This is a genomic window from Streptosporangium sp. NPDC000563 (genome assembly GCF_040299985.1).
Lineage (GTDB): Bacteria > Actinomycetota > Actinomycetes > Streptosporangiales > Streptosporangiaceae > Streptosporangium.
Genome location: NZ_JBEPDA010000001.1, coordinates 305,577 through 322,093 on the forward strand (window position 1 = coordinate 305,577; position 16,517 = coordinate 322,093).

Consider the following 16,517-nt stretch of genomic DNA (forward strand, 5'->3'; position numbering starts at 1 on the left):
GTCCGGGGTCACTCGTTCCGGACTTCCAGAAGAGTGATCTCGGGCGGTGCGCCCACCCGGACCGGCGGCCCCCAGAAGCCCGCGCCCCGCGTCACGTAGACCTGGGTGCCGTCCACCTCGCCGAGGCCGGAGACGACCGGTTGCTGCATCGGGATGACCAGGTTGAACGGGACCATCTGGCCGCCGTGCGTGTGGCCGGACAGCTGGAGGTCCACGCCGTACGTCGCCGCCTGGACGGCCTGGACCGGCTGGTGGGCGAGCAGGACGGTGGACCGGGAACGGTCACGACCGCCCAGCGCCCGCTCGAAGTCGGGACCGTCACCCGAGACGACACCGCCGAGATCGTTGACCCCGGCGAGGTCGAGAACGGCTCCCCGGTGGGCGATCTCGACGCGCTCGTTGCCGAGAGGGCGGATGCCGAGCCCGCGCAACTCCTCGATCCACTCCTGCGGACCGTTGGCGGTGTAGTACTCGTGGTTGCCGGTGACGAAGTAGGCGCCGTAGCGAGATTCGAGGTCCTTCAGCGGCACGGCCAGCGAGCCGAGTTCGGCCACCGTACCGTCGACCAGGTCACCGACGACGGCGACCACGTCGGCCTCCAGTGAGTTGATCATGCGGACGAGGCGACGGGCGTGTTCCGTACCGGTGAGCGGGCCCAGGTGGATGTCGCTCACCACCGCGAACCGCAGGCCGCTCAGGCGCGGATCCAGCCTGGGCAGGACGACCTTGACCGGTTCGATCACCGGGTCGCCGAGAGCCGTCCTCACCCCGAACCCGACCGTGCCCAGCGCCCCCGCCCCGGCGGCGACCGCCGCCGTACGGGCGATGAACAGCCTCCTGCTCATCCCTGCCGGGCCGTACGACCCTCCTGGGAACCCTCCGTCGCGCCGCGCGTCCCCGGCACCCGGAACGACGATCACGCCACCGATCTCGGTCCCCGGCTTCGAACTCGCCTCGGCCCTCCTCCCGGACCCCGCCTCGAACCCGGGCCGACCGTCGACATCGGACCGACCGTCGACATCGGACCGGTCGGCGACATCGGACCGAACGGCGGGCACCGACCGGGCGGCGGGCACCGGCTGGGCGGCCATGAACGCGGTCCGCTTCCCCCGAGCGTCGGCCGCGTCAGGCGAAACCGGGCGGCCCTCCGCCCGCCGCTCCGTCCATCTCAGGACCAGCAGGGCCACGCCCCTGGGAATCTCCAGGATCACCAGGAACACGAAGAGGTAGAACATCACCGCGATCCAGAAGAACCCCGGCCAGGCCAGGAAATGGCCCCACTCACTGCGGGAGGCGACCAACGTCACCGGGGCGAGCACGGCCAGGGCGACGAGAGCCCACGTCAGCACCCGGCGGGTCCGGCCGGGCCTCGTGGTCGAACCGATCAGGCGACGCCACAGGTAGAAGTGGACCAGCGTGATCGCGCAGATGACCAGCGACACGAAACCCACAACCGTCACTCGCCCCTCCCGCGCCCACCGGCCGTTCCCGGTGCGCTCCGAAGAACGCCCGGGCCGACGAATGCGTTCCCGGAAGCCGGAAGTTCAGAAACCCGGAAGGGTTCCGGTGCCCGGAAGCTCAAAAGCCTGGAAGCCCCTGAAAGCCCGCGAGCCCCCGAAACCCGGGAGCCCGCAGGCTCCCAAAAGCCCGGGAATCCAGAAGTCTGGATTCTCCCGAGGCTCAGAAGCCCCGAAGCTCCCGAAAACCCGGAAGCTCAGGTGCCTGAGGGCTCCAACGACCCGAAGCTCCAGGTGCCTGGAAGCTCCCGAAACCCTGGAAACGGGACGTCAGGCCTTCGCCTTGGCACGGGTGGTGCGGGGACGCTTGGGCGCCGGGCCGCGGGCGCGGCGGTCGGCGAGGAGCTCGGCGGCGCGCTCGGTCGTGATCTGCTCGACCTCGTCACCCTTGCGCAGGGAGGCGTTGGTCTCGCCGTCGGTGACGTACGGTCCGAACCGCCCCTCCTTCACCACGATCGGCTTCTTGGAGACCGGATCCTCGCCCAGCTCGCGCAGCGGGGGCGCCGCCGCGGCCTGCCTTCCCCTCGCCTTGGGCTGGGCGAACAACTCCTTGGCCCGCTCAAGAGTGATCGTGAACATCTCCTCCTCGGACGCCAGCGAGCGCGAGTCGGTGCCCTTCTTGACGTACGGCCCGAATCTGCCGTTCTGGGCGGTGACCTCCTGGTCGTCGATCACCCCGAGCACGCGGGGCAGCGAGAGGAGCTTCAGGGCGTCTTCCAGGGTGACGGTGTCCAGGGACATCGACTTGAGCAGCGAGCCGGTGCGCGGCTTGACGGCGTCGGCCTTCTTGGTCTTCTTCTTGGCACCGTCGGCCGGCGGCGGCTCCTCGGGAAGGATCTCGGTGACGTACGGACCGTAACGTCCGTCCTTGGCCACGATCACGTGCCCGGTCACCGGGTCCTTGCCCAGCTCCCTGTCACCCGTCGGACGGGAGAACAGCTCCTCGGCCATCTCGGCGGTGAGCTCGTCGGGCGCGAGGTCCTCCGGCACGTTCACCCGGGCGCCGTCGCGGTCAAGGTACGGGCCGTAGCGACCCACCCGGATCATGATGTCGGTGCCCCTGATGGGGAACGAGCTGATCTCCTTGGCGTCGATCTCGCCGAGGTCGGTGACCAGCTCCTTCAGGCCCTCGTCGCCCTCCGCACCGAAGTAGAACCGGCGCAGCTCGGGCACCCGCTCCGCCCGGTCGTTCGCGATGTCGTCGAGGACCTTCTCCATGTCGGCGGTGAAGTCGTAGTCGACGAGGTTTCCGAAGTGCCGCTCCAGCAGGTTCACCACCGCGAACGCCAGGAAGGACGGCACCAGGGCCGTGCCCTTCTTGAAGACGTAGCCGCGGTCCAGGATCGTCCCGATGATCGACGCGTACGTCGACGGGCGGCCGATCTCCCGGTCCTCCAGCTCCTTGATCAGCGACGCCTCGGTGTATCGCGCGGGCGGCTTGGTCGCGTGCGCCAGCACGTTGAGCGCGGACGCGGTGAGCGGGTCGTTCTCGGTGAGGTTCGGCAGGCGCTTCTCGGAGTCGTCCCGGTCGGTGGACGGGTCGTCGGCGCCCTCGACGTAGGCCTTCAGGAAGCCGTGGAAGGTGATCGTCCGGCCGGAGGCGGTGAACTCGACCAGCTCGCCCGAGCTCGACGTGCCGTTCACCTTGACGGTAACCGACTCGCCGACCGCGTCCTTCATCTGGGAGGCCACGGTCCGCTGCCAGATCAGCTCGTACAGGCGGAACATGTCACCGCTCAGCCCGGTCTCGCCCGGCGTGCGGAACTCCTCGCCCGAGGGACGGATCGCCTCGTGCGCCTCCTGCGCGTTCTTGACCTTGCTCGCGTACACGCGCGGCTTGTCGGGCACGTACGCCGCGCCGTACAGCTTGATCGCCTGGCTGCGGGCCGCCGCGACGGCGGTCTCCGACAGCGTGATGCTGTCGGTTCGCATGTAGGTGATGAAGCCGTTCTCGTACAGGCGCTGGGCGACCTGCATGGTCGACTTCGCGGAGAAGCCCAGCTTGCGGCTCGCCTCCTGCTGCAGCGTGGTCGTCCTGAACGGGGCGTACGGCTTGCGGGTGTACGGCTTGCGCTCGACGGACTTGACCTTGTACGAGACCCCGGCGAGGCGCCCGGCCAGGGCACGGGCCGCCTGCTCGTCCAGGTGGAGCACGTCGGCGTTCTTGAGGGTGCCGTTGCTCGCGAAGTCACGGCCCTGGGCGACGCGCTTGCCGTCCACGCCGGTCAGCATGGCGGTGAACTCGTGCGGGATCTCGTCGCGGCCGGTGTCGAGCAGCGCCTGCAGGTCCCAGTAACTCGCGCTGGTGAACGCGAGACGCTCGCGCTCGCGCTCCACGACGAGCCTGGTCGCCACGGACTGCACCCGCCCGGCGGACAGGCGGGGCTTGACCTTCTTCCACAGGACCGGGCTGACCTCGTAGCCGTAGAGGCGGTCGAGGATGCGCCGGGTCTCCTGGGCGTCGACCAGCCTCAGGTTCAGGGCGCGGGGGTTGGCCACCGCCTCCTGGATCGCCCGGGGAGTGATCTCGTGGAACACCATGCGGTGGACCGGCACCTTGGGATTGAGCACCTCACGAAGGTGCCAGGCGATCGCCTCGCCCTCGCGGTCCTCGTCGGTGGCGAGATAGAGCTCGTCGGCGTCCTTGAGCAGCTGCTTGAGCTTGCTCACCTGCGCCTTCTTGTCGTGGTTGACGACATAGAGCGGCTCGAACTCGTGATCCACGTTGACACCGAGGCGTGCCCAGGACTCCCCCTTGTACTTCTCGGGGATGTCGTCGGCCTTCTCGGGGAGATCGCGAATATGTCCGATGCTGGACTCCACGACGTAGCCGCGGCCGAGGTACCCGGCGATGGTCTTCGCCTTGGAAGGCGACTCGACGATCACCAGGCGGGTTCCACCGGCGTTGCCGTTCTTGGCTGGCACGCTGCTTCCTACCTCGCTGTTCGCATTCGTTCCCCGTTTTCTTCCCCTCGGGTTACCCGGTCTCGACCGGGAACACTCCCAAGGGAAGCCGCAAGGACGCAGAATAAAGCCCTATGAGTGTCGACGTCCCCCAGCTCACCCTCGGAGACTAATCGCTGTGCTCGACTACTCCTACTTGGTCCTCCACCTTCCGCGTGGCACATCCCGGGACGCAGCCCGGCGGATACTGACCGAACATGCAGAATACGGCGACTGGGAGCTCGACCGCCTGCGACTGTATCCCGACGGCCGCCGAGACGTTCGACTGCGCCGAAAGATAATACGTGTGACCAGGACGATGTGACTCCGGGTGACTCCGGACATGGCTTTGCCCGCTCCGGGCCGCGCCCCCGGAACGGGCAAAGCTTCGGTGCCTCGCAGGCCGAGCGGACGCCGCGCCACGAGGGCGCGGTCGTCCTGTCTCGCCGCCTTCGAGGCGTTTAGGTGCCTTCCTCAGCGGCTCTGGGAAAGCATGTCCAATGGGTTACTAATGTCTTACTTCTCGCCTTGCTTCCCGTTCCCCTACTTCTTGCCGAAACGGATCCGGCGGGTGGTGCCGAAGACCGTCGCGGCAGCCGCGGCCAGCGCACCGACCAGGAGGGTGACCAGAGAACCGACGTTCATCCCGGTCACGCCGACGGGCTGGGCCGCGCTCATCAGGCCCAGGTCACCGACCGGCAGGGCTCCGGCCGGGGTCGAGGAGGTCAGGTCGGCGACGGGAGCCGACAGCGAGCCCTTTCCGGCCTTCGTGGCCCGGTCGCCCACCTCGCTCGCGGGCGCCGCGGGAACGGCGGGGGCGGCGGGGAACTCGGGCAGCCTCTCGGCGGCAGGGAAGCGCGACCGGTCCGCGGTCGTCGACGACATGCCGGAGGCGGACGTCTGTCCCGCGGCGCCGCCGAGAGCCGGGACGGCCGGGAACGCGGGCAGCAGACCGCTCGTCCTGTGCTTGCCGGGCTTGGAGTCCCAGTCACCGTGGCCCTTGCCGTAACCGCCGTGCCCACCGTGCCCACCAGGGCCGCCGTGGCCACCGGGGCCGCCCCAGTGACCACCGCCGGGGCCACCCCACTGGCCGCCGCCCGGACGCCCGGACGGGCCACCGGCGCGGGAGCCTCCGAGGCAGCCGGCGGCGGCGTCGCCCAGGACCGCCACGGCGTTGCCGCAGATGTTGATCGGCGCGGTGATCGGCGCCACCACCTGGTTGCCGCCCAGCACCGAACCCCGGCCGGACGTGACGTTGCCGCCCGCGCCCGTACCCGCGCCCGCACCGCCCGAGACCGAGGCGCCGCCCCTGCACCCGGCCGCGGCCTGGCCGAGCACGCCGACGGCGTTGCCGCAGACGTTGATCGGCGCGGTGATCGGCGCCACCACCTGGTTACCGCCCAGCACCGAACCCCGGCCGGACGTGACGTTGCCACCCGCGCCGGCGCCACCGCCGCCGCCCACGACGGACGCGCCACCCTGGCAACCGGCGAACGCTCCGCCCAGGACGGCCACCGCGTTGCCGCAGACGTTGATCGGCGCGGTGATCGGCGCCACCACCTGGTTACCGCCCAGCACCGAACCCCGGCCGGACGTGACGTTGCCACCGGCGCCACCCGCACCGCCACCCCGGCCCGTCCCGGCCGACGCCCCTCCCGGGCAGCCCACCGGGCCGTTGCCGACGCTGTTGCCGCAGACCTCGGCGGGGGCGGTGATGGGCGCGACCACCTGGTTGCCGCTACCGGCGCCGAAGCGCCCGTCGGTGTCGTTCCCCGGCCGGCCGTAGCCCCCGGGACCGCCGGGACGGGGACCGCGCTCCCAGTCGTCGCCGTGGCCGCCCGGACGCGGGCCGTGGTCCCAGCCGCCACCGGGACGCGGCCCCTTCCCGTGGTCACCGTGGCCGGGTCCGCCGTGACCGTCAGGCTTACCCGGCCACCCCGGACCGCCGGGGTGACCCGGACCGCCCGGGTGCCCAGGCCCACCGGGGCGACCGGGACCACCCGGGTGGCCAGGACCGCCAGGGTGGCCAGGACCGCCAGGGTGCCTCGGGCCACCCGGCCCGTCGGGCGTGCCGCCGCCGACCTCGGCGCCGCCCTCGCAGCCGGAGAAGGCCTCGCCGACGACGGCGACCGAGTTTCCGCAGATGTTGATCGGCGCGGTGATGGGGGCGACGACCTGGTTGCCGCCCAGCACCGAACCCCGGCCGGACGTGCGGTTGCCGCCGGCTCCACCGGCACCGCCCTGGCCGCTCACCGAGGCACCGCCCCGGCAACCGGCGGTCGCCCCGCCGAAGATCGCGAAGGAGTTGCCGCAGGCGTTGATCGGCGCGGTGATCGGCGCGACCACCTGGTTGCCGCCGCCGATGCTGTGGTCGCCGTTCGTACGGTTGCCACCGGCCCCGCCGCCGCTCCCGCCCTCGTTCCGTACCGAGGAGCCGCCACGGCAGCCCGCCTCGGAGCGGCCGAAGACCGACACCGCGTTGCCACAGGCGTTGACGGGTGCGGTGATGGGGGCGACGACCTGGTTGCCGCCCAGCACCGAACCCCGGCCGGATGTGGTGTTGCCACCGGCGCCCGCACCGCCGCCGTCGCTCTCGACGGCGGCGCCGCCCTCCGAGGAGGCGGACGACTCCCCGGCCACGGCGGCGGAGTTGCCGCTGATGTCGATCGGCAGGGTGATCGGGAGGTTGACCTGGTTGCCGCCGCCGATCGAATGGTCACCGTCGGTGTCGGCGAAGGCCGTACCGCCGCCCATCGCCATGACGCCCAGTGCGAGCAGTGCCGCGGGGGCCGTACCCGTAACCCACGTACGCATGATTGAAGCTCCTAGCATTTCGGGGGGGGACCTGACCCTCGTGAGGGCGTGCGAGGCCATGGGAGGGCCGGAAAGACCCGCACAGCGGAGGCCCCGAGGGCCGTCACGAGGAATGGCAATTGCCTTTTCTTCGGCCTGCTGATCGCTCACCGAACGGAGCGGTTCTCCTGGGGACGGAGGATGAAGGCAGGCTCCGCGACCGGCGGATCACCAGAAAAAAGGGATGGGCCGGTCCGCGAGACGAGATCAGTCAGGAGAGAAAGAAGGGTCGTCCGCCGCTGTGCGGACGACGGGGGGAAGCACGAACGCGGGCGGAACACGCTGCGTCGTCGGCCGCGGGTCGTAGGCGAACCACGCGACATCCCCCGGACCCGGCCCTGGGGTGCCGGATCCACTACCGCTCTGGGGCACGAATCCATTCGCGCCAGAGCCCTGCTCGACGGGGGCGGGCGCCGGGAACTCCGGCTGGGACTGGCTGGTGAGCCCGTCCACACCTCGCCCCGCCATGGCCTCGGCGTTTTCCGTCGCCGAAGGCCCGCCGCCGACCGTGGGGAAGACACCGGCCCCGAGGGCCGGTCCGGAGGCGGCGGTGTGAGCTGTGTGAGAGGTCTGGGAGTGGGCCTCCCCTGCCGTCGCGGTGGTGTCCGCGACCGCGGGAGCGGCACCGAGGAGCCCGAAGACGACCGCGAGCAGCCATGCGACGGCCAGGAGACCGCCGATGGCGAGGGCTCGCATGAAACCCCACCGAGTGCCGGCCGCGAACCGCGCCATCCGGTCAGCCCGGCCGGGGATCGTGTCGTCGACGGGAGGAGTCACGGGCGCGCGTCGAGCAGCGGGCGATGACGCCCTCCACTGCTCGTGCGGCACACGTGCCACGTGACCTCCCCAAACTCCTGGACGGGCCCGCTTGGACGCGGACCATCCCTCAACGGAGAGTTACGGTAGCACCACATCGAGTCAACACAACGGTTTTCCCGGTAAAGGCTCAGCAGCCGTCCAGGAAACGGTCAAGGACCCGGACCCCGAAGCGGAGCGAATCCACCGGAACCCTTTCATCGATGCCATGGAACATCCCGGAGAAGTCCAGGTCGGCGGGGAGCCGCAGCGGCGCGAAGCCGAATCCCCGGATGCCCAGCCTGCTGAACGCCTTGAGGTCCGTTCCTCCCGACAGCGTGTAGGGCACGGCCAGCGCGCCCGGGTCCTCGGCGAGGAGCGCGTCGGCCATCGCGCGCACCAGCGGCCCGTCGAAGCCGGTCTCGATGGCGATGTCGTGGTAGACGAACTCCCTGGTCACGTTGGGGCCGAGCAGTTCGTCGAGCGTCTCGAAGAACTCGTCCTCGTATCCCGGCAGGAAGCGGCCGTCCACGTGCGCGGTCGCGGTCTGCGGGATCACGTTGGCCTTGTACCCCGCCTCCAGCATCGTGGGATTGGCGGTGTTGCGCAGCGTGGCGCCGATCATCCGGGCGAGCGGCCCAAGCTTGGCGACGGTCTTCTCCGCGTCGTCCAGGTCGAGTTCCAGCTCCAGGACCCGGGAGGTCTCCTCAAGGAACGTCCGCACCGTCCGCGTCATCCGGACCGGCCACTCGTACCGGCCGATGCGGCCCACCGCCTCGGCCAGCTCGGTGACCGCGTTCTCGGCGTTGAGCATCGAGCCGTGCCCGGCCCTGCCGGTGGCGGTCAGGCGCATCCAGGCGATGCCCTTCTCCGCGGCCTCGATCAGATAGAGCCTGCGCGCCTCGTCGACGGAGACGCTGAACCCGCCCACCTCGCCGATCGCCTCCGAGCACCCGTCGAACAGGCCCTTGTGCTCGTCGGCGAGCCACTGGGCGCCGTAGTTGCCCCCCGCCTCCTCGTCGGCGGTGAAGGCCAGCACCACGTCCCTCGGCGGCCTGCGCCCCTCGGCGAGCCGCTGCCGCACGACGGCGAGGATCATCGCGTCCATGTTCTTCATGTCGACCGCCCCGCGTCCCCAGACGCAGCCGTCGGCGACCTCGCCGCTGAGCGGGTGCTGGGTCCAGTCGTCGGCGTTGAAGGGGACGACGTCCAGGTGGCCGTGGAGCAGCAGGGCGTCCCGGGAGGAGTCCTCCCCGGCGATGCGGGCGACCACGTTCGCCCTGCGGCTGTCCGACTCCAGGATCTTCGGCTCCAGCCCGACCTCCGCCAGCTTCTCGGCCACGTACTCGGCGGCGGCACGCTCACCGGGCCCCGAATTGTCGCCCGCGTTGGTCGAGTCGATCCTGATCAGGTCGCGGCACAGCCCGACGACCTCGTCCTCAGCGTTGATCGCCGTCATGGTGGACTCCTTGGGGTTTCGGTACGGCTTCCACCTCCCATCCTGCCGCCGGGCACCCCTTCCCGGCACCCCGCCCGCAGCCGCCCTCTTACCGATATGACGGCGGCTCAAGAGTTTGCTAACCTAAGTCCGCCGACGCGGGATGACGGTCCCACGTGCAGGCACCACGTCCGGGTGGCGGAATAGGCAGACGCGCTAGCTTGAGGTGCTAGTGCCCTTTGCGGGGCATGGGGGTTCAAGTCCCCCCTCGGACACGTTCGATTCGCCCATGAGGTCCTGGTCAGACGTAGAGCTGACCAGGATTCTTCTTTTGCCGGGATGATAGGTCAGCCGAACGCCGAGCCCGGCGTACAGCCGGGCCTTCCTGACCGGCTCAGCCTTTCCCAGAATTCGTACTGCGTCACCCATGGTGTTCATCACCTTCGCGAGGTCGTCTCGGGTGAGCTGCCGCCTGCGGTTCGGTTCACGGCGCAGCTGTGCTTCGGCTCGGATCTTCTTGGCCTGTTCCTCTCGGATCCAGCCGGCGACGACAACCGAGAGAGCTTCAACCGTTCGCCCATCTCCTTAGTAGCGTCGATGCCCGGTGGCTGCACGATCCCGGCATGTTGAAGATGTGCCCGCTCACGGTGATTTGAGTTCATAGGTCGAACAGGGCGCGCAGGCGACGAGCGTCGTTTCGGTAGTGTCGCCGGGCGTGGGTCATATTGACGTGCCCGACGTGGCGGAACGCGCCGATCGCGAAGTTTCTACAGGTCGCCATCACCTGGGGCAGACTGCCGGTACAGATCTGACAGGAATCCTCACGGAAGGTGACGTCGCGGATGTGGTGCAGGGCCTCCACTCCGGTGCCAGCGGACGTAGGTGCTTAGATGGGCGGGTCCGGCCAGGTCGACGGGCAGGTTCGTGATGACATAGGCCACCTTTTACTGCTGCCCGAGCCGCGCAGATCGGCGACGTGCCGCACGATCCGCATGACCTGAACCGCGCCGGGGAAGTCGACGCCGTCGGCGAGGGCGGTACGGACGGTGCGGCGTTCGCTGCGGCCGTGACCCCGGTCGCTCTCGGTGTAACCGGTGCCGCGGCACATCACTCTGGCCATGCTCGCCCTGGCCTTCTTGTCCGCGATCGCCGCCACCCAGCACCCCTGCGACGAGGAGTACATCGCGCTGACCATGCCCGAGATCCGCCAGTTGCTGACCGTCCTCGTCCTGAACTCGTACCCCGCACCGCACCGCAGGTTCTGCACCGGTCACAATGACACCGACGTCATCAAGCCACCGCTCGCCGCTGCCACTACCAGCGCAGATCCCAACCATGATCCCGAAGTGTCACTGGAGTCTAGGCGCCGGGTGATCGGAACGCGGAGTCTCTGTCAAGAGACGAAATCTGCGGAGAACTCCGCGATCTCCACAGGTGGCGGAATCGTTAGATGCTCGCGCTCGACGACAGAAGGGGCCTGCTGTTCCTGCGCAAGTATGCTCTTGAGAAGATCGACTTCATGCTTGGTGAGAACCGGCTCTGGCAGTGAGGTGTAGACCTCGCAGTATGCGATGTCGATCTGTTGAACTTGGTTCGGCTCCAATGGGGCGTGACGGGTCGGGTTCAGCTCCAAGACATCGTCCATGACAGCGTGCCGCCCAAGTGGGGAGAGAACTCCGATCACCGGGATACCATCCAGGCTCTGGGCATAGCGTTGCCACTGACGTGACATCTCATCAAGTCCACACCACGAGTAGCCAACGGCAACCCTGCGACAGATATCCTTCGGGATCTTGCCGTAGAGATACGCTCCCTGCCGGAGACTCACCTTCAAGGCCAGGCGAGGGTCTCGCTGGGCCGCTTGGCGCAGGAATTCTCCGCCTTCGGCCAGAGAACCGGCGTTCAACAGGAGGACACCCAGTTCGAAGGCTGCCAGGGCTTGCTGTTTGTCAGCCCAGCCGAGGAGGTCGACACCCCGCGGTCCGAACCACGTCAGCATTCGCTTCCGCTCGGGTGAATCCGATTTTGAGGAGCCAAGGCCGGTCCCAGTGGAGGCGGTGCTACCTGTGGTGTTGCCCACAGATTGATCGATGCTTCCAGCAGAGGCGTTGGGCTCGGAGGCGGAAGAGAGCGTCTTGCCGGCAGCACGGTCGACAACAGCTTCTTCGTCGGCCTGCCGAGGGGCGCCGTTGTGAAGGTAGCTGCAATACCGCTGGTGCCAGTCCGCCATCGTTCCCAGTGCTTCATCAGGATCGATACCGGTCTGTTCCAAGACCTCACGGCAGGCATGCACGAGGCTGGAGACTGTCTCCCACCGAAGGGGAGTCACCCGAATCCCGTTCAGTATGTCGTGGACAGCAGTTTTGCTCAGCGGATGACGTCTGGGCGTGTGGCGAGACAGTGCGCCGTACGACGGGTTTCCTGCTATATCCCGTGCTTCCCTGAGCGCTGCGACGAGCTGTTCGCGCCCCCGGCTTGGGGGATGGCCATTCACGACCATGGACACCGCCGTTCATCATCATTGATGCGATCTCCGAATTGTCCCGCATATCCAAAGCATCAAGAGCATCTACGCGTCCGATTCGATCATCTCGAACCCTCTCGGAACGAACAAGACCAATGATCAACATCTCAATGTGATCATTCTAAATCGTTCCGAATCACCCTGAGCAGCTGGAACGACTCAGAACGATCCGGTGTAGCGCAACGAGGCTTCGAAACAGATGGCTTAACAGAACCTTTGTTCGTTCCACTTCGTTTCGCATCGATCTGACCCCTCCCGCGATGGTCTGTATAGATATGTCCACATTGAGAAGGCGATAGACAGGTAAGCAAGCAAAAGGGAGCTTCCGGTCAATCAATGGTCCGGAAGCTTTTTCAATCCGGAGGTTTGATGATCCTGTACGGCGTGGTGATCAAGGCGATCATCGCTATCGCCCTCTCTGTTGCTGTGGGAGGGGGCGCCGCCCTGCTCGCGCTGCGTTCAGGCAAGTCGCCATCGGCTTCCCTGTTGGTAGGGCTGACCGTCGGGACCGCTGCCTTGGGCGGCTTCTCCCCGATCTTGTTCGGTTAGAGCAGGACCGGCAGAGAACGAAAGGTGTAAAGGAGGGGCCTTTACATGTCGGAGCGCCAACCGTATGGCCGGATACGGCTGGCGCTTCATCACCACCGGTCGTGCGAGCCCTACCCGGTGAGCCGCATCGCAGCACTGGGTCACCGTCGGGGCTGTCGGGATCCTTGCCGAGGAACCAGAGTGCCATGAGTCGGTATGGCGAGGAGTGCGAACCGATCTCCAAAGCCCGGCAGGGCTAGGCCCCAGATTGGAGATCGTCCTCAAGAACTCGTCCGCGCAGGGCCTCTAGTTCCCGCCCCAGAGCGCCCGACCCGACAAGCATCAGGGCGTGTACCGCGCTCACCTCCCGGGCGGATGCCCAAATGCCCGATCCGCAGGCCTGGAACGGGAGGACCTCGATCGAGTGGACCCGGAAAGCGGCCGGGTCCAGGTATCGCATGCCCCCGGTCCCGCACAGGTAGGTTGTGGCGCCTGTCAGCCAGGCCAGATCGGCCAGGCGCTGCGAACGTTCACCGGGTGCGAGCAGATCGCTGCTGTGCAGGATCTGCCCCCGCCACCCGACCTCCTCCAGTAACAGGCGCGTGGACAGCTCCGTCACGTCCGCCAGTCGATCCGTGCTCTCAAACGCGGCGAGTACGAGTTCGAGCCCCCTCTTGAACGACGGCCAGTAGGCACTGTGCCGGTAGTGGTCGGCGAGGAGCTGAGCGACACGGCGACGGCAGCGGGAAGGATCGGCCAGACGCGCTCCGCGGATGGAGGTGGAGCGGCCGTGCGGCAGATGGGTGGAAATGGAGAGCCACTGCGGCTGCCGCGAGCCGTCGAGCGAGGCGAGGCGCGCGCGGTGCTGGTAGTCCCTGCGTGCGAACTGCACGTCGTCCAGGACGATCCAGTAGTCGGCGGTGAACAGCTTGGCCAGCGTCACCAGCCGGGGGAAGAGGTTGGGCTGGTGGATGGCGCACACCTCGCCGTACGGCAGGTCAGGGCGTAAGGAGCCTGCTGTCGAATCCGGCGCGGAGAAGAGCCTGGTAGGCGTCATGGACCTCTCCTGGGACGGGCTGCTTGATGGCGTAGCCAAGCTTGGGGTACTCGATCACGCGCTGGAGGTCGCCGACGAGCATGTCGATGACCAACTTCGGATCACCGATCGAGCTGACGTAGTCATCCAGCTCAAGCGGCTCGGAGGCGCACACCACCTCGACCTCGGGCCATACCTTTCGTGCCGTGGCGTAGGCCCGGCGCTCCATGTACGGCTTGGAGATCAGGAGCACCGAACCGGGCTGAATACCCGCATCGGCTAGCACCTGGCGGGACAGTGCGATGTTCTGGCCGGTGTTGGTAGCGTTCGGCTCCAGCAGAATCGCCTCGTCGGACATGCCGAGGTCGAGCGCGTGCTCGCGGTAGTGGACGGCCTCGCCTCGGGGGAAGCGCGCCGCGGTGGTGGGGCTGGTGGCACCGGAGAAGACAAGCAGCGGGAACCAACCAGCGCGGTGCAAGTCGACCGCCGCGCGTGCCACCCCCAAATCGTGGCTACCCAGGCCGATAGCCACGTCACACCGGCTCAGGTCGTGGTGCATCTGGTGGTAGTCCCAGATGGTGTAGGCGTGCTGCCACTGCTCGTCGGTGATGACCTGCTGCTTGACGCTCACTCGATTGCTCCCTGGTCGCCGTGGCAGAGGAAGGCGGATCTCCCCCTGGATGGTCCGCTGGATGCCCTCGATGCTGCGCAGTTGGTGCGCGAGCCCGTGCTGCGCGGCCTCGCGCGCGGCACGGTCGAGGATCACCACCCCATCATCCACGGTGGCCCGATCCGAAAGCAGGACGTGCCCGTAAGCCGTCTCCAGCCGGACCCGCTGCATGGGCGCATCGGTGACTGCGGTAACGCGAGCGAGGTCGATGAGGCGTAGCGCCTCCGAGAGGTTTCCTGCGCCACGGTGGGCCAGAGCGAGTTTCTGGTGCGCGACGGACCAGTCCTCGGGTTCACCGAGGTTCTCGAACTCGCGGATGGCGGTCGTCATCAGGCGGGCGGCGTAGTCGTTCTTGTCGTTCTTGCTCAGGGCGGTCCCCACCCACAGCCGGGCTCGCGCCCTGTCGCGTGGCGAGAGCCGGTCGTCCACCGCCAGCGCCTCATATTCCTTGGCGGCCTCGTCCAACCGGCCCCCCATCTCGGCGACCACCGCCAACGAAAGGTCAAGCTGCGCGATACGACGGGGGATGTCGAGCTGTCCGTAGATTGATCGGGCGTTGAGGTAGGAGCGGCGAGCGGACAATGGGCCGGCGACTGCTCCTTGGTCGCGTTGGAGGTCGCCGAACAGCGTCGTCGATCGTGCGAACAGGTAAAGGCCCTTGTCGTCCAAGGCGTGCGGGTCGTAGCGGGTGAGCCATCGGTTCAGCAGGTCGGTGGCGTAGCTGAAGCTCTGGCGGCTGAGAGCGACCACAGCCCGGTCAAGGTCGTCCGTCCAGCTCTCGTAGTCCCAGGCCCGTGGTCCCATCTGGGTGACTCTCAGCCCTTGGTCCACGTCCTGGCCGAGTTCCAAGAGCAGCGTCTCGAACCGCAGGTGAGTGGCCGAATTCGCGCGGGCGAGCGCGGTGTCCAGGATGGCTTGGGTGTCCGGACGTGGCCGAGTAGTGGTACCGAGCTGGTCCCACTTCGCCACGGTGCGGGGAGCCACGCCGAGGTGCTGCGCGAACACCCGCACGCTCATCCGCAGGGCTCGGCGAAGTGCACGCGCTTCGAGGCCGGTCCACTCATGCACGGTCGTCACGTCGCTGCTCCCTTCCACGGCCATGGAAGCACGTAGCGGTACCGAGGGCTTACGGAAGTGCAACGCAAGTGCGACAGCGGGTCGTATCCAGCGGGGTCGGGGCTGGCCATGCTCGAAGAGCGGGCCATCAGCCCCGACCACGGTAAGGACGGCTACCTTGTGGACACTCACCGAACAACACGATGTGGACGGCCCGATCGTCTACGGGTACCTGCGGCTGCATCGTTCGACGCCCGAGCGGCACGCCGCCCTGACGGTAGCCCTCGCCCAATACTGCGAGCAGCACGAACTGCAGCTCTGCGGCATCTTCACCGATCGAGGGGCCGCATCGTCGGACGACCCGGCCTTCGCCGGCCTGCTGGACGTCCTTCTCATGTCCGGCGCCTACGGGGTGGTTCTGCCCACTACGCACCACCTGGGCGAGAAGTCCATCGCGACTCGGCGGCGGGAACAGCTGAACGCGATTGGGGCGCGGCTGCTGGTCGTGCGGGGAGCCCTCCGTACCACTGGCTCTTCCGCCGGCCGACCAGTCGTGACTCTGGCCCGCGCCGTTCCCCATGGCCAGCTCGAACCAACTCGCCAAGGACCCCATGATGATTGACACCTTCGTGGCACCACCGCCTAGCAGCGAATTCAACCCGAACGTGCCAGCGGTAGAGCGCACGTACGCCGCGCTCGCAGGCTCCGACAAGGACGGCTTCGAGGCCGACCGTGCAGCCGCCGGCAGGCTGAAGGGGGCGATTCCTGGAGTAACCGAGGTCGTCCAGGAGAACGCAGCGGCTGTCGCGCGGGCTGTCGCCTCCCCGTACACCTTCGTGAAGTGCTCGATGCAGCCCCGGTATGACCCCGGCGCCGTCGAGGTCGCCCAACTGATACAGGCGCGGGCGCCGCGCTGGGTTGTCCTGTGGCGCCCGTACTGGCAGGTCCTGCAGGCGTGGGAGTGCTCCGACCCGCGGCTGTGTCGCACCGTCATGGGGCACAGCGCCGCCGAGCTGTGGCAGCGCATGCAGGAAGCTGAACTTGATCTCTGGCGGGCCTCCCCGCGCGCCATGACCGCGAACCGGCCACCCACCACACCCGTCCCGGGTGGCCGTGAGGATCTGCCAGAGGCGGCCCCGAGACGATCACCGGACCCG

General features: G+C 68.1%; 11 protein-coding genes, 1 tRNA gene and 1 pseudogene. 5 read left to right on the forward strand and 8 right to left on the reverse strand.

Annotated elements, in window-relative coordinates; translation table 11 throughout:
* Nucleotides 1-8: 8 nt before the first annotated feature.
* Both ABT352_RS01430 and topA read right to left on the reverse strand, forming a co-directional pair.
* On the reverse strand, nt 9-1,460 hold the full coding sequence (locus tag ABT352_RS01430; protein WP_350941619.1) for a metallophosphoesterase: 1,452 nt from the start codon (nt 1,458-1,460) through the stop codon (nt 9-11).
* A 327-nt stretch (nt 1,461-1,787) separates the two neighbouring features.
* The gene (gene topA / locus ABT352_RS01435; RefSeq protein WP_350941620.1) at nt 1,788-4,442 is read right to left on the reverse strand and encodes a type I DNA topoisomerase; all 2,655 of its coding nucleotides are present in this window, start codon (nt 4,440-4,442) and stop codon (nt 1,788-1,790) included.
* Here topA and ABT352_RS40735 point away from each other — a divergent pair.
* On the forward strand, nt 4,369-4,785 hold the full coding sequence (locus tag ABT352_RS40735) for a DUF5703 family protein (RefSeq protein ID WP_502992744.1): 417 nt from the start codon (nt 4,369-4,371) through the stop codon (nt 4,783-4,785). The two genes, topA and ABT352_RS40735, sit on opposite strands and share 74 nt — an antisense overlap.
* Nucleotides 4,786-5,003: 218 nt before the next feature.
* Here ABT352_RS40735 and ABT352_RS01445 read toward each other — a convergent pair whose 3' ends face one another.
* The 3 genes from ABT352_RS01445 to ABT352_RS01455 form a co-directional block, all read right to left on the reverse strand.
* Entirely contained in the window at nt 5,004-7,274 is a 2,271-nt protein-coding gene (locus ABT352_RS01445) for a chaplin family protein (RefSeq protein WP_350941621.1), read from the reverse strand.
* A 246-nt stretch (nt 7,275-7,520) separates the two neighbouring features.
* Nucleotides 7,521-8,009 (reverse strand): hypothetical protein, encoded by a 489-nt coding sequence (locus ABT352_RS01450; RefSeq protein WP_350941622.1) that lies wholly within the window; start codon nt 8,007-8,009, stop codon nt 7,521-7,523.
* A 250-nt stretch (nt 8,010-8,259) separates the two neighbouring features.
* Complete coding sequence (locus ABT352_RS01455; RefSeq protein WP_350941623.1) at nt 8,260-9,567, reverse strand: M20/M25/M40 family metallo-hydrolase; 1,308 nt, start codon at nt 9,565-9,567, stop codon at nt 8,260-8,262.
* A gap of 168 nt (nt 9,568-9,735) precedes the next feature.
* Between ABT352_RS01455 and ABT352_RS01460 the strand changes: the two genes are divergently transcribed.
* Nucleotides 9,736-9,821: transfer RNA gene (locus ABT352_RS01460), tRNA-Leu, on the forward strand.
* Between the two features lie 825 nt (nt 9,822-10,646).
* A pseudogene (locus tag ABT352_RS40740) lies at nt 10,647-10,825 on the forward strand (IS701 family transposase); the annotation flags it as partial.
* A 114-nt stretch (nt 10,826-10,939) separates the two neighbouring features.
* Here the strand turns inward: ABT352_RS40740 and ABT352_RS01470 are convergent.
* Nucleotides 10,940-11,818, reverse strand: a complete 879-nt coding sequence (locus tag ABT352_RS01470) for a hypothetical protein (protein WP_350941625.1) — start codon at nt 11,816-11,818, stop codon at nt 10,940-10,942.
* Nucleotides 11,819-12,439: 621 nt separating this feature from the next.
* On the opposite strand from ABT352_RS01470, the gene ABT352_RS01475 reads away from it, so the two are divergent.
* Nucleotides 12,440-12,619 (forward strand): hypothetical protein, encoded by a 180-nt coding sequence (locus ABT352_RS01475; RefSeq protein WP_350941627.1) that lies wholly within the window; start codon nt 12,440-12,442, stop codon nt 12,617-12,619.
* Nucleotides 12,620-12,854: 235 nt separating this feature from the next.
* On the opposite strand, the gene ABT352_RS01480 is transcribed toward ABT352_RS01475, so the two are convergent.
* Nucleotides 12,855-13,655, reverse strand: coding sequence for a WbqC family protein (locus tag ABT352_RS01480; RefSeq protein WP_350941628.1), 801 nt, complete (start codon nt 13,653-13,655; stop codon nt 12,855-12,857).
* Nucleotides 13,597-15,381 carry an ElyC/SanA/YdcF family protein gene (locus ABT352_RS01485; protein WP_350941629.1) on the reverse strand — a complete coding sequence of 595 codons (1,785 nt, stop codon included), beginning with the start codon at nt 15,379-15,381 and terminating at the stop codon, nt 13,597-13,599. Before ABT352_RS01485 ends, ABT352_RS01480 begins: the two co-directional genes overlap by 59 nt.
* A 157-nt stretch (nt 15,382-15,538) precedes the next feature.
* Between ABT352_RS01485 and ABT352_RS01490 the strand changes: the two genes are divergently transcribed.
* Nucleotides 15,539-15,982, forward strand: coding sequence for a serine integrase family protein (locus ABT352_RS01490; RefSeq protein WP_350941630.1), 444 nt, complete (start codon nt 15,539-15,541; stop codon nt 15,980-15,982).
* The last annotated feature ends 535 nt before the right edge of the window (nt 15,983-16,517 follow it).